At 66.0% G+C, this 12,607-nt stretch carries 13 protein-coding genes and 1 tRNA gene; 3 read left to right on the forward strand and 11 right to left on the reverse strand.

Annotated elements, in window-relative coordinates:
* Positions 1 to 3 precede the first annotated feature (3 nt).
* The 8 genes from trpB to aroA form a co-directional block, all read right to left on the reverse strand.
* Positions 4 to 1,245, reverse strand: coding sequence for a tryptophan synthase subunit beta (gene trpB / locus GIW81_RS07965; RefSeq protein ID WP_154738715.1), 1,242 nt, complete (start codon positions 1,243 to 1,245; stop codon positions 4 to 6).
* A 38-nt stretch (positions 1,246 to 1,283) separates the two neighbouring features.
* The gene (locus GIW81_RS07970) at positions 1,284 to 1,937 is read right to left on the reverse strand and encodes a phosphoribosylanthranilate isomerase (RefSeq protein ID WP_154738716.1); all 654 of its coding nucleotides are present in this window, start codon (positions 1,935 to 1,937) and stop codon (positions 1,284 to 1,286) included.
* A 105-nt stretch (positions 1,938 to 2,042) separates the two neighbouring features.
* Positions 2,043 to 2,408 carry a hypothetical protein gene (locus GIW81_RS07975; protein WP_324614934.1) on the reverse strand — a complete coding sequence of 122 codons (366 nt, stop codon included), beginning with the start codon at positions 2,406 to 2,408 and terminating at the stop codon, positions 2,043 to 2,045.
* Between the two features lie 20 nt (positions 2,409 to 2,428).
* Entirely contained in the window at positions 2,429 to 2,722 is a 294-nt protein-coding gene (gene ihfB / locus GIW81_RS07980) for an integration host factor subunit beta (protein WP_154738717.1), read from the reverse strand.
* Between the two features lie 32 nt (positions 2,723 to 2,754).
* Complete coding sequence (sppA, locus tag GIW81_RS07985; RefSeq protein ID WP_154738718.1) at positions 2,755 to 3,714, reverse strand: signal peptide peptidase SppA; 960 nt, start codon at positions 3,712 to 3,714, stop codon at positions 2,755 to 2,757.
* A 334-nt stretch (positions 3,715 to 4,048) separates the two neighbouring features.
* Positions 4,049 to 5,779 carry a 30S ribosomal protein S1 gene (gene rpsA, locus GIW81_RS07990; protein WP_154738719.1) on the reverse strand — a complete coding sequence of 577 codons (1,731 nt, stop codon included), beginning with the start codon at positions 5,777 to 5,779 and terminating at the stop codon, positions 4,049 to 4,051.
* Between the two features lie 186 nt (positions 5,780 to 5,965).
* Positions 5,966 to 6,592: a (d)CMP kinase gene (locus GIW81_RS07995; protein WP_154738720.1), complete on the reverse strand. Its 627-nt coding sequence runs from the start codon at positions 6,590 to 6,592 to the stop codon at positions 5,966 to 5,968.
* Positions 6,589 to 7,941, reverse strand: a complete 1,353-nt coding sequence (gene aroA, locus GIW81_RS08000) for a 3-phosphoshikimate 1-carboxyvinyltransferase (RefSeq protein WP_229309116.1) — start codon at positions 7,939 to 7,941, stop codon at positions 6,589 to 6,591. Before aroA ends, GIW81_RS07995 begins: the two co-directional genes overlap by 4 nt.
* Before the next feature lie 185 nt (positions 7,942 to 8,126).
* Between aroA and GIW81_RS08005 the strand changes: the two genes are divergently transcribed.
* Positions 8,127 to 8,507: a TIGR02300 family protein gene (locus GIW81_RS08005; protein ID WP_154738722.1), complete on the forward strand. Its 381-nt coding sequence runs from the start codon at positions 8,127 to 8,129 to the stop codon at positions 8,505 to 8,507.
* Between the two features lie 158 nt (positions 8,508 to 8,665).
* Positions 8,666 to 8,741 (forward strand) — tRNA-Ala (locus GIW81_RS08010).
* 101 nt (positions 8,742 to 8,842) lie between these two features.
* Here GIW81_RS08010 and GIW81_RS08015 read toward each other — a convergent pair.
* Both GIW81_RS08015 and GIW81_RS08020 read right to left on the reverse strand, forming a co-directional pair.
* Positions 8,843 to 9,094 carry a hypothetical protein gene (locus GIW81_RS08015; protein ID WP_154738723.1) on the reverse strand — a complete coding sequence of 84 codons (252 nt, stop codon included), beginning with the start codon at positions 9,092 to 9,094 and terminating at the stop codon, positions 8,843 to 8,845.
* A 103-nt stretch (positions 9,095 to 9,197) separates the two neighbouring features.
* The gene (locus GIW81_RS08020; protein ID WP_154738724.1) at positions 9,198 to 9,578 is read right to left on the reverse strand and encodes a hypothetical protein; all 381 of its coding nucleotides are present in this window, start codon (positions 9,576 to 9,578) and stop codon (positions 9,198 to 9,200) included.
* Positions 9,579 to 9,952: 374 nt separating this feature from the next.
* Here GIW81_RS08020 and GIW81_RS08025 point away from each other — a divergent pair, with 374 nt between their 5' ends.
* Positions 9,953 to 10,915, forward strand: coding sequence for a LysR substrate-binding domain-containing protein (locus GIW81_RS08025; protein WP_154738725.1), 963 nt, complete (start codon positions 9,953 to 9,955; stop codon positions 10,913 to 10,915).
* On the opposite strand, the gene GIW81_RS08030 is transcribed toward GIW81_RS08025, so the two are convergent.
* A complete protein-coding gene (locus GIW81_RS08030; RefSeq protein WP_229309117.1) occupies positions 10,896 to 12,443 on the reverse strand; it encodes a DUF882 domain-containing protein in 1,548 nt (515 codons plus the stop codon). The genes GIW81_RS08025 and GIW81_RS08030 overlap by 20 nt on opposite strands.
* Between the last annotated feature and the right edge of the window lie 164 nt (positions 12,444 to 12,607).

A 12,607-nucleotide genomic window follows, 5' to 3' on the forward strand; every position in this document is an offset into this window, starting at 1 on the left:
TGATCAAATTTCCATGCCGAGATAGCCGGCGACGGCGAACACGTCCTTGTCGCCGCGCCCGCACATGTTCATTACCAGCAAGTTGTCCTTGGGTAGAGTCGGCGCGAGCTTGCGGACGTAGGCGAGCGCATGCGCCGGCTCGAGCGCCGGGATGATGCCCTCGCGCTGCGCGCAGAGCTGGAACGCATCGAGCGCTTCTTTGTCGGTTGCCGGCACATACGTGACGCGGCCGGTGTCGCGCAGCCAAGAATGCTCGGGGCCGACGCCCGGATAGTCGAGGCCGGCCGATATCGAGTGGCCCTCGAGGATCTGCCCCTCTTTGTCTTGCAGAAGATATGTGCGGTTGCCGTGCAGCACGCCGGGGCGCCCGCCGGTCATCGAGGCGGCATGGCCGTTCTCCACGTCGATGCCGTGCCCGCCGGCCTCGACGCCGTAGATCTTGACGCTCTCGTCGTCGAGAAACGGATGGAACAGCCCGATGGCGTTGGAGCCGCCGCCGATGCAGGCGACGAGCGTATCCGGCAAGCGGCCCTCGGCCTCCTGCATCTGCTCGCGCACTTCCTTGCCGATGATCGACTGGAAGTCGCGTACCAGCTCCGGATAGGGATGCGGGCCGGCGGCCGTGCCGATGATGTAATAGGTGTCGTGCACGTTGGTGACCCAATCGCGCAGCGCCTCGTTCATCGCATCTTTCAGCGTGCCGGCACCGCTGGTCACCGGATTGACCTTGGCCTTGAGCATGTGCATGCGCGCGACGTTCGGCTTCTGCCGCTGCACGTCGGTGGCGCCCATGAAGATCTCGCACGGCAGCCCGAAGCGCGCGCACACGGTGGCGACGGCGACGCCGTGCTGACCGGCGCCCGTCTCGGCGATGATGCGCGTCTTGCCCATGCGCCTGGCAAGCAGGATCTGGCCGAGGCAGTTGTTGATCTTGTGGCTGCCCGTGTGATTGAGCTCGTCGCGCTTGAAGTAGACCTTGGCGCCGCCGAAATGTTCGGTCAGGCGCTCGGCGAAATAGAGCGGGCTCGGGCGTCCCGAATAATGCTTGTTGAGATGGGTGAGCTCGGCGTGGAATTTCGGGTCGGCCTTGGCGTCGGCGTAGGCCTTTTCCAGGTCGAGGATCAGCGGCATCAGCGTCTCGGCGACGAAGCGGCCGCCGAAAATGCCGAAGTGGCCGCGCTCGTCGGGGCCGCCGCGGAACGTGTTGAGCTTGGCGTCCTTCGCCTTGTCTGTCGCCGTCGCCATGATGATCCTTTGCGGCCGTGCCGTACGCGGGGCGGTCGTCAGGTGGTCTGCTTAACGATCTTTGCCGCCTGAATAAAGCGGCGGATGAGGTCGGGGTCTTTTTCGCCCGGGCGGCTTTCGACGCCGGACGAGACATCGACGGCGCGCGCACCCGTGAGCCGGATGGCTTCGCCGACGTTGCCGGGGGTGAGGCCGCCGGCGAGCATGAAATCGACGCGGCCCTCAAGCCCGGCAAGCGCCTGCCAGTCGAAGGCTATGCCGTTGCCGCCGGGGAGCGCTTCGCCGGGGACCGGCTTGGCGTCGAACAGGATACGGTCGGCGTGCCCGGTATATTCGAGCGCTGCGGCCACGTCGTCGGCCGTCGCGATGGCCACCGCTTTCATCACCGGCTTGCCGAAGCGACGAGCGATCTCATCCACACGTCCCGGCGTCTCGGCGCCATGCAGCTGGACGATATCCGGGGCCACGGTAGCGATCACGTCATCGAGCAGCGCATCGTCGGGATCGACGAGCAGGGCAACGATCTTGGCGCGGCCGCGCGCCTTGTCGGCCAGAGCGCGCGCCGCGGCAGGCTCGATGTTGCGCGGGCTGCGCGGATAGAACACGAAGCCAACGTAGTCGGCGCCGCCCGCAAGCGCGGCGTCGAGCGCCGGCTCGCTGCGTAGTCCGCAGATTTTGACTTCGGTGGTCATTGCCTAGTGCGAGATCGTTGGGGCGGGCTCACCCGCGCGGATGCGACATCGGCTGTCAGTCTACATATAGTGTCGCCGGATCGCCGGTGACGGCGCAGTCACGCCTCAGGTGCCGGTAGCTGCAAGGCGCGGGCGCGTCGGGGCGTGGGGACCCGCGGCGACAGCGGCGTCGCGCTCGCGCGTGAGACGATCGGCCTCCGCATGCCATCGCGTCGCCGCGCGGCCCTGATGGCGCGCATGTTTGCGCCACCGCGCCTGGCTGAGCCACATCGCCGTGCCGCCGACCAGCACGCCGATGAGCAGCGCAATGAACAGGTAGGCGTAGAACGGCATAGCCAGGGAGACGACCGGCGCCTCAGGGCGAAAGGGATCGAGCACGAGGCGTACTTCGTGGCGATTGACCACCGCGAGCGTGACGAGCAAGAGCCCGACAGGAAAAGCGATGAGCAGCCAGACGATCCGCCTCAGCACAGTCTACGCCTCGAAATTAGCTAATGGCTTTCTTTGCCCCGGTTGAGCCTATCGCGCAGCTCTTTACCGGTTTTGAAGAACGGAACGAACTTTTCAGCGACCGACACAGACTTGCCGGTGCGCGGGTTGCGGCCCTGGCGCGCGGCGCGGTGCTTCACGGTGAACGCTCCGAAGCCGCGTAGCTCGACGCGGTCACCGCGCGACAGCGCCTCGACGATCTCATCGAACACGACTTTGACGATACGCTCAACGTCGCGATGGTAAAGATGAGGGTTCGTATTCGCGATCTTATGGATCAGTTCCGACTTAATCATCGCTCCGCCCCGCCCCAAATGACTGTAATCTATTACTTTTCCGAAGGGTGCCAAACCGAAATAAACCCGTCAAGGCCAAGACCCGATAGGGACGGGTCCCGGGCCAGCATTTGACCCAAAGTAGTGTTGTTGAAAAAGCTCGCTGCCGCCTCGCCGATCGAGCTGAAAAGGCCCAGCGATCCCGCGGCTTGCACCTTCCAGTCGACGACTTTGAGGCTCTTGTCGATCTTGCGCTCGGTGCGCAGCCACTCGACCGCCTCCTCCTCGCCGCCGATTGAATCGGCGAGCTTCAGCTGAACCGCCTCGCGGCCGGAGAATACACGCCCCCGTGTGAGGCCGGGAATGGCGTCCGCCTTTACGCCGCGACGCTGCTCGACAAGGCCCAGGAACCAGCGGAAACCCTCGTCGATCATCGCCTGGGTCACCTTCTGCCCGTCGGCGTTGAGGGGCTCGAAAGGCGACGGCACGGCCTTGAGGTCGCCGCTCTTGATCTCGTTGAACTTGACCCCGATCTTGCCGAGCGCTTCGCTGACCTCGGGCCACTGAATGAGGACGCCGACCGAGCCGGTGATGGTATTGGCGCGGGTGACGATATGGTCGGCGGCGAGCCCGACGATGTAGCCGGCCGAAGCGGCGACGGTGCCGAACTGGGCCACCACCGGCTTCTTCTTGGCGACCTCGCGCAGCGCCGCAAACAGCGCCTCGCCGCCGGTCGTGGTGCCGCCGGGGCTATTGACGTAGACGAGGAGCGCGGCGGCGTTGTCGCTGTCGGCGATCTTCTTCAGAAGCTCGAGCTGATCGCGGTCCTCGGTGATGGTGCCGGAGATGGAGACGCGGGCGATCTGCTTCGATCCGAGCGACGACCACTGATCCCCGCTCAGCCCTATGGCGAACAGTGCCAGAACCGCCGCGGCGATGGCCAGTGAGCGCCACACGGTCAGGCGGCGGCGCAGTCGGCGCCGATCCAGCACAGTGTCGATCTCAGCCGTCATTCAATACTCCGCGCGCGTCCGAGCGCCCCAAGGCGCTCCCCGCCGGCGACGTTAGGCAACGAAAAGGCACCCGACAAGGGATGCGCGGATCGAGCCTTGCCAAAATGCTAGTGTGATGATCGGGAAGTCCGCTCCATCGCGCTCGGCTCGGGTGGCGCAGCGGACTTCTCGATCTGAATCACACTAGAAACGTTAACTTGGCTAGTGTCCTTCAGATCGCGAAATTCGTTCCGACATCGCCGCACACTGAGACGAATTTCGCGATCAGGACACTAGCGCGGCGGAGTGTTCCCCCGCCGCGCCGAGTTGTCGTGACCGCCTAAACGAGGGGCGGTTACTCCTTCTTCTCCTCTTCGCCGTCCTCGTTTTCGCGCTTGCGAATGGCGGCCTTGAAGATGTCGCCCAGCGAAGCGCCGGAGTCGGACGAGCCGTACTGCGCGACGGCCTGCTTCTCTTCGGCGATCTCGAGTGCCTTGATCGACAGCGACAGACGGCGCGCGGCCTTGTCGGCGCTGGTGACGAAGGCGTCGACCTTGTCGCCGACGTTGAAGCGCTCAGGACGCTGCTCGGAGCGGTCGCGCGACAGGTCGGAGCGCTTGATGAAGGCGGTGAGCTCGCCGTCGGCGGTCTTCACTTCGATGCCATTCTCCTGCACGGCAATGACGTTGCAGGTGACGGTGTCGCCCTTCTTGTACTTCGACAGGTTGTCGATCGGGTCGCCGCCGAGCTGCTTGATGCCCAGCGAGATACGCTCCTTGGCGCTGTCGACGTCGAGGACGACGGCTTTGACGTTGTCGCCCTTCTTGTAGTCCTTGATCACCTCGTCGCCGGGCTTGGACCAATCGAGGTCCGACAGGTGCACCATGCCGTCCACGCCGCCATCGAGACCGATGAACAGGCCGAACTCGGTGATGTTGCGGATCGGACCCTCGACCTCCGAACCTTTCGGGTGCACGGCGAGGAACGACTCCCAAGGATTGTCCTGGGTCTGCTTGAGGCCCAGCGAGATGCGGCGCTTGTTGGCGTCGACCTCGAGCACCTGCACTTCGACTTGCTGGCTGGTCGACACGATCTTGCCGGGGTGGATGTTCTTCTTGGTCCAGCTCATCTCGGAGACGTGGATCAGGCCTTCGACGCCCGGCTCCAGCTCCACGAACGCGCCGTAGTCGGCGATGTTCGTGACGGTGCCCTTGACGCGGGCGCCGACCGGGTACTTCGCCTCGATCGACTGCCACGGATCGGCCTGCAGCTGCTTCATGCCGAGCGAGATGCGCTGCGTCTCCGGGTTGATGCGGATGATCTGCACCTTCACCGTGTCGCCGACGTTGAGGATCTCGGACGGATGATTGACGCGGCGCCAGGCCATGTCGGTGACGTGCAGCAGGCCGTCGATGCCGCCGAGGTCGATGAACGCACCGTAGTCGGTGATGTTCTTGACGAGACCGTCGATGACCTGGCCCTCCTCGAGGCGGGCGACGATGTCGGCGCGCTGCTCGGCACGCGTCTCTTCCAGCACCGAGCGGCGGGAGACGACGATGTTGCCGCGGCGGCGATCCATCTTGAGGATCTGGAAGGACTGCGGCTGGTGCATCAGCGGGCCGATGTCGCGCACCGGACGGATGTCGACCTGCGAGCCCGGAAGGAAGGCCACCGCGCCGTCGAGATCGACGGTGAAGCCGCCCTTGACCTTGTTGAAGATGACGCCCGAGACCTTCTCGTTCTTCTCGAACATCTTTTCGAGACGCGTCCAGCTCTCCTCGCGGCGGGCCTTGTCACGCGACAGCACCGCTTCGCCCAGCGCGTTCTCGACGCGCTCGAGATAAACCTCGACCTCGTCGCCGATCTTGAGGTCGGCCTTGCCGCCGACGGAGAATTCGCGCAGCGCCACGCGGCCTTCGGTCTTCAGACCGACGTCGATGACGGCGAGATCCTTCTCGATGCCGACGATCTTGCCTTTGACGACGCTGCCTTCGAACAGGTCTTCCTTGGCAAGGCTCTCGGCGAGCAGCGCGGCGAACTCGTCGCGCGAGGGGTTGAAGTCCTTGGAAACGGCGGTTTCGGCCATGCGTTAATAGCTCCTCGAAAGTTTGATCGGGACCGCGAGCGGCCCGGGATGCGGAATGCGGCAATGACCTCCGTCACGACGAGCGCGAGGGGACAGTCTCCTGCCGGCGGTTGTGTTTGAGATCGGGGCCGCTGTGATGGGCCGTTGGCCCTGCCAATATGAATTTGGAGGCCCGTTTCGGGCGTCCTATTGGCCGATCTTCCTCTTGATCAATCCGACAGCGGCGTCGAATGCGGCCTCTATATCCAAGTCTGACGTATCCAGCAAGTCGGCGTCGTCGGCGGGCCGCATGGGGGCGCTGCCCCGCGAGGCGTCGCGCTCGTCCCGGCGCCGTATATCGGCGAGGATTCCTTCAATGGTGACGCCTTCCCCGCGCCCCTGGCACTCCAGGAAACGGCGTTTGGCGCGCACTTCGGTGCGGGCCGTCACATAGATCTTGGCGTCAGCGTCCGGGCAGACGACCGTACCGATGTCCCGCCCGTCGAGCACCGCCCCCCCGGGCTGGGTCGCGAACGCCCGCTGATAGACGAGGAGCGCGGTCCGCACTTGGGGGATGCGGGCCACGATGGAGGCGGCGTCCCCCGCTTGCGGGGTGCGCAGGTCCGGGTCCAGCAGCTCTGCCGGGTGCAGGCTACGGGCGGCAATGAGCGCCGCCCAGGGGTCGTCGATGCGGAATCCAAGCAACACGACGTCGCGCGCCACCGCCCGATAAAGCAGCCCGGTGTCGAGGCAGGGCAGCCCCCAGTGCTCGGCGATGCGCTTGGCAAGCGTGCCCTTGCCCGATGCCGCGGGCCCGTCGATGGCTATGATCATCGTGCCCGCCCCGGGCCGGCGCCGAAGCGGGCACCAATGCTTTCCATCAGCGCGACGAACTGCGGGAAGCTGGTGGCGACCATGCCGATATCGTCGACCGTGACGGGGTCACGGCTGGCGAGACCCATCGTCAGAAATGCCATGGCGATGCGGTGGTCGAGGTGAGTGGCCACGCTCCCCCCGCCGCGTACCTCGCGGGCGCCGCGCACCGTGAGGGTGTCGCCTTCTGCCCGCGCGATGACGCCGTTGGCGGTCAACCCGGCGACGGTGGCAGTCAGACGATCGCTTTCTTTCACTTTCAGCTCGGCGAGGCCGTCCATGCGCGTCTCGCCTTCGGCGAACGCGGCGACGACGGCGAGGATTGGGTACTCGTCGATCATCGAGGGCGCACGATGCGCCGCGACTGAGACGCCCTTGAGTGGCGCATGGCGCACGCGGATGTCGGCGACGGGCTCACCACCCTCCTCGCGCGCATCGACAAAGGTGACGTCGCCGCCCATCTCGCGCAGCACCTCGTAGAAGCCGACGCGCGTTGGGTTGACGAGCACGCCTTCGATGACGATGTCGGAGCCAGGCACCAGCGCCGCCGCAGCGGCCAGAAACGCTGCCGAGCTGGGGTCGGCGGGAACCGCAAAGTCGCGCCCCTGCAGTTCGGCCTCGCCGGCCACCGTGATGCGCGTCTTGCCGTCGCGCTCTTGCACCCGGACGTCGGCGCCGAACGCTCGCAGCATGCGCTCGGTGTGATCGCGCGTGGCCTCGCTCTCGATGACGCTGGTGTCGCCGGCGGTGTGCAGACCGGCGAGCAGAACGGCGCTCTTCACCTGCGCCGACGGCACCGGCAGCACATACTCGGTCGGGACGAGATTGGCCGAGCCGCGCGCCACGAGCGGCAGCCGGTCACGGCCGCCTTCAATCTCTAGGCCCATTTCGATCAGCGGGGCGAGGACGCGGCCCATCGGGCGGCGGCTGAGGGAAGCGTCCCCGACGATCTCAACCGTCATGTCGTGACCGGCGATGATGCCGAGCATAAGCCGCGTGCCGGTACCTGAGTTGCCGAAGTCGAGCGGACCCTCGGGCTGGCGCAGGCCGCCGACGCCGCGGCCCCTGACGTGCCACTCGTTGCCAATCTTCTCGACCGGAGCGCCCAGCGCCTGCAGGGCCTTCGCGGTGTTGAGCACGTCCTCCGCCTCGAGCAGGCCCGTCAGCCGTGTGACGCCGGTCGCCAGCGCGCCGAGCATCAGAGCCCGGTGCGAGATCGACTTGTCGCCCGGGACGCGGACGCGGCCCTTTAATGGACCGGCGGCGTGCGCGGCCAGAGGCCGGGTGGCGATCGCGGTGTCGGAGGGCAAGCGGCTAAGCTCCAGCGCTGGCGTGTAATGCAGGATGGCACGGGGTTCGCGAGCGATAGAGCCGACGGGACCTTCCCCTGTCAACGCCAGCCTGCGGGGCGCCCAAGCTTTGTTTTTGACAAGCCGGAAAGCATGTGGCATGCCCCGAAAAAATCCCCCCACACCACCAATAAGGTTGGCTCCAAATGGCGACCAATAAAGACCGCGGGACCAAGCGCACCTGCCAGAACGGCGATTGCGGCGCCCGCTTTTACGATCTCAATCGCAGCCCGGTCCTCTGCCCCATCTGTGGCAGCAAGTACGCGATCGCCCACTCGCCCACGGCGGCGGCGGCCATCGCGCAGGAGGAGAGGGCGCAGCGCAAGATGAAGAAGCCCGAGTTCGAGCCTGTGAAGGCCGAAGCCGACGCAGAGGTCGAAACCGAGGAAGCGCTGGTCGATGTCGAGACGGACGAGGCCGACGATGCGGGCGCGGAGGCGGACGAGACCTTCCTCGAGGAAGAGGAGGAGGACGGCAACGTCTCCGATATCGTCGGCGGTCCTGCCGGAGGCGAGGAAGAGCGCTGATCGGCGTCCAGCCTCATTCCGGCGCCCGTTTCCGGAGGGCCGGCGGGGGCCGTTGCCGTGCCGCCTTCACAACCAAATTGAGGCTTGAGTTTTCAGGTCGATCAGCCTAATGAAGCCGCTCCTCGCGGCTCGGCAGGCGATTGCGCCGATGCGATTAAGGGGCCATAGCTCAGCTGGGAGAGCGCTTGCATGGCATGCAAGAGGTCAGCGGTTCGATCCCGCTTGGCTCCACCAATTTCCTCGATCTAACGACCTACCCACTGCGACACGCAGCTAGGCGACCGCTGACATCCGTCGCGATCGCCTTGGGCTCGCCGGTACCAACCGCGCGTCGCCTAGCGGCGGTGGCGGCGTGCCCGGTAGTAGCGTCGCGGCTCATAGTAATTGCCGCAGGCCGGGCTGCGTGTACCGCTGGAGCACCCATAGCGCTCGAGCAGCTCATAGTCGCGCTCACTCACCGGCCCGCCAGCACGCGCGTTGGCCCGGGCATGCTCGAGCTCGGCGCCTTCAGTGACGCCGCCAGCCGAGGCAGCGGTCGGTAAGCCGAGTAGCAACGCACCGGCGAGGGCGAGATACGACTTCTGCATGCGTCGCCTCCTTGCATGGCTAACAGGCAGAACGCTCGCGCACGCCTATTGTTCAATGCCCGAGCCGGCGTAGGCCGCCGAATGCGACGAGCCACCCGTGGTCTCAAGCCGAAAGTGACGCCGGAGCGCCATGCGGCGCCCGACCCATAGCGCGGACGAACATCGGTGTTTCCAGCAGATAGTCATCCCGCACCGCTTCTGCCGATTGGGCCGTGGCAAGCACCGCATCCGCGGGCCTGACGGTCATGCGGCTTGGCGCCCGAGCGACGTTAGAGTTCCGCGCGCCGTGCTCGTTTGCCTCGGCGGCAAGCCAGGCGACCAGCACCCGCTCCCCTGCGGTGACTATGAGAGCAAGCGACAGACCGGCGCAGGCCCCAGCGGCGCCGCCCAATCCGGCCCCGATGATCACTCCGGCGAAGATATTGACGACGGGTATCAGCATCATCCCGGCAAGGATGACGATCGCAATCATATCCAGCAGCATCTTTTCCCCCGATGCAGCTACCACCCCTAAGTGACGGATACCGTGACTGAATCGTTGGCCGTCAGCGCGGCGAGCGCGTGGCCAAGTCATGGCGTCGTGCGCAAACGGCTAACCCAGTCGGGAGTTCCGACCCCTGCGGGGATTCTTTCGCATCGGCGGCTCGTACCAGGGGGATGGAAAAAAGAGCGCCTCGGCCCGATTCGGCGCTCGGCCGAGGCGCCCGCGGCTGAGGGGAAGAGTTGCCTCTGCCCCGCCGGTTCTTCAGGCGCGCCGACCCGCTCACGCAGGCGTGCGCCGAATGTGCAGCCTTGATATAGACAGCCCCCAACATAAGTTCTAATCGTATATTGTTCTCTCGCGGATCAGAGTTTCTTATGCCCCCGCATGTGACGCTCAAGCAGCTCCGCTATTTCGATGCGCTCGCCCGCGAGCAGCATTTCGGACGCGCGGCCGAGGCCTGCGCTGTCACCCAGCCGGCCCTCTCGATGCAGATTCACGAGCTCGAGGAGCAGCTCGGTCTCATGCTGGTCGAGCGCACGCGCGCCGGCGTGCTGCTGTCCGACAAGGGGCGCGAAATCGCCGCCCGCGCCGCCGGCATCCTCGGCGACGTGCACGAGATGATCGAGTTCGCAAAGCACTGCCGCAACGTCCTCTCGGGCTCGCTGCGCTTGGGCGTCATTCCGTCGATTGCGCCCTACATGCTGCCGCCGCTACTGCCGCTGTTGCGCGACGGCTATCCCAATCTCGAGCTGCACGTGCGGGAGACGCAGACTTTGCCGCTCTTGCAGGAACTGATCGAAGGCAAGCTCGACGTGCTGTTGCTCGCTCTGCCGATTGTCCAGGCCGAGCTCGAAACGCTGTCGCTGTTCGACGATCGCTTCCTCTTGGCACTGCCACAGTCGCGCCGGCTGTCGAGCCGCGTGCGCGCGACCAAGGACCTCGTCGAGCACGAGCGACTGCTGCTGCTCGAGGAAGGGCACTGCCTGCGCGACCAGGCATTGACCTACTGCAATCTGCAGCAGGTCTCGACCGTCAACACGTTCGGCGTGTCGAGCCTGTCGACCATCGTCGAAATGGTGGCGGCCGGCTACGGCATCACCCTGCTGCCGGAGATGTGCCTCAACGTGGAGATTCGCGGACGCGATATCGGCGTGACGCGCTTCGTCGAGCCCGAACCCTATCGCACCGTCGGCCTTGCGTGGCGGGCGACGTCGCCGCGTTCGGGCGATTTCCGCGAGTTGGGACGGCTTATCAAAGTTGCGTGGTCGCGCGGCTGCGTTCCACCGGGCCGGAAGAATCCGCGTCACACCCGTCCGCTCAACGCGCCGACGTCCTGACCGCACGCGAGGTGATGCCGCTCGCGGCGGCACGCTTCTGGTCCGTCTCATGGGCAGCGAAATCGACGGCCCGTCCCTGGAACTGCTGCGCCCACATCACCTCGGAGACCTGGTCGCCGGGGCGCAGGCGCATCGGCAGCACGATCTGCTTGTCGTCGAGCAGCGCGAGCGTGCGCTGCAGGTCGGGGTGCACGAGCTTCACCAGTGCCTTGTCGTCGGCAGAGGCGGATTCGGTCAGCAGCGGCGCGATCGGAAACGGCCGGTAGGCCAGCTCCTCGGGGTGGTCTTCGTCGAACTCGGGCGCCGGTGCCCAGCGGCCCTTGTTGTCGTTCGCCGGCTCGATCGGAGCGGCGTTGTCGACGTCGAGGGCCGCCACGCGCGCTGCCGTTGGTGCGGCCCGCGCTGCGGGTGCCTGAGCTGCGGATGCCTGCGCTGCGGATGCCTGCGCTGCGGGTGTCTGGGCAGGTGGCGCCGCTTGCGTCGTTGCGGTGCTCACCATCTCGTTGAGGCGCAGCCGATCGGCGTCGGAGCTAGGCGCCGGCGGGCGGCGCGGCGCCACGAGCGCGTCTGTCGGATCGAGCGAGGCGAGCGTCACCAGATGATCGAGACGACCCCGGTCAACATCGGAGGGCGGCGGTACGGCGGGACGCGCAGCTAGCACCAGCCTCGGTGACGGAGCGATAAGTGGTTCGGTTTCGGATTGGCCGACCTCGGCCATGGCGACGCGAACCGGCGGCGACGGACGCACCGCCTCGGCGGGTGTACCCCTCAGCACCGGCGCATCCGGGGCGACGCCGGTCTCGGCCATGGCAATTTCGGTCTCGGACTTCTGATGATTGCGCAGCTCGAAGTAGGCGGCGACCTGCGTCGCCACATCCTTGTTGGCGCGCGCCTTGCGAACGTCGTCCCGGGTCAGCGAGCCGCCGTCGGCGGGGCTGTGCTTGGTGCGGCCGTCGGGGAACAGCAGTGCCAGCTCGCTGCGTGGCAGGCGCGGCCAGGCGCGGACGGGACCGGTGTCGACGTGCACGAACGGGATGCCGGAGGTCGGGTAGTAGCCGATGCCGCCGACCTCACGGATGGCGGCCGACCAGCGCAGCTGCTTCAGCGGAATATCGGGGAACGCCGCGTCGATTGCCTGCCCCGTCATGTGCTTGCTCTTCTTCGCCTGACCGCCGACGGTCTTGCGCAGCATTTCGTTCGTCGCCTCGGAGCGGTGGCCGCAGATGACGTGAATGGGCTCCTTGCTGCCCAGCTCCGTGTGCATTTCCCAGAGCAGGTCGATGGTGCGCGGATCCATCTCGACCGCTTTGTTCTGACGCCAATCGCGCATCAGCCAGTCGATCTTCTTCAGCGCCTCGCGATCGTACTTGCCATCACGCTTGTAGGTGATGGTCAGCGTCTCTTTGGTGTGGATGTGGAAGAACGAGATCGTGCGCGTCGAGCCGAAGGCGGCGACGACGTGGGGCGAGCCCGCGCTCATGCCCAAAATGGCAGCGGCCAGGCCGCCGAGGATAGCCTTCTTACGCAATACCAACGTGCCACCCCGTTCCTGACCAGTCGCGGTCCACCCTGCGCAAAAGCGGCTTACGGGCATCCCGGTGTGCGACCGGCATTCACGTTCCCTAAGGGTTAATCCCCAACCATTAATGATCGGTAACCAACCTCCTAAGGGGGGAATGGGGGCGCAAGGCG

The sequence above is a fragment of the Hyphomicrobium album genome (assembly GCF_009708035.1).
In the GTDB taxonomy this organism is placed as follows: domain Bacteria; phylum Pseudomonadota; class Alphaproteobacteria; order Rhizobiales; family Hyphomicrobiaceae; genus Hyphomicrobium_A; species Hyphomicrobium_A album.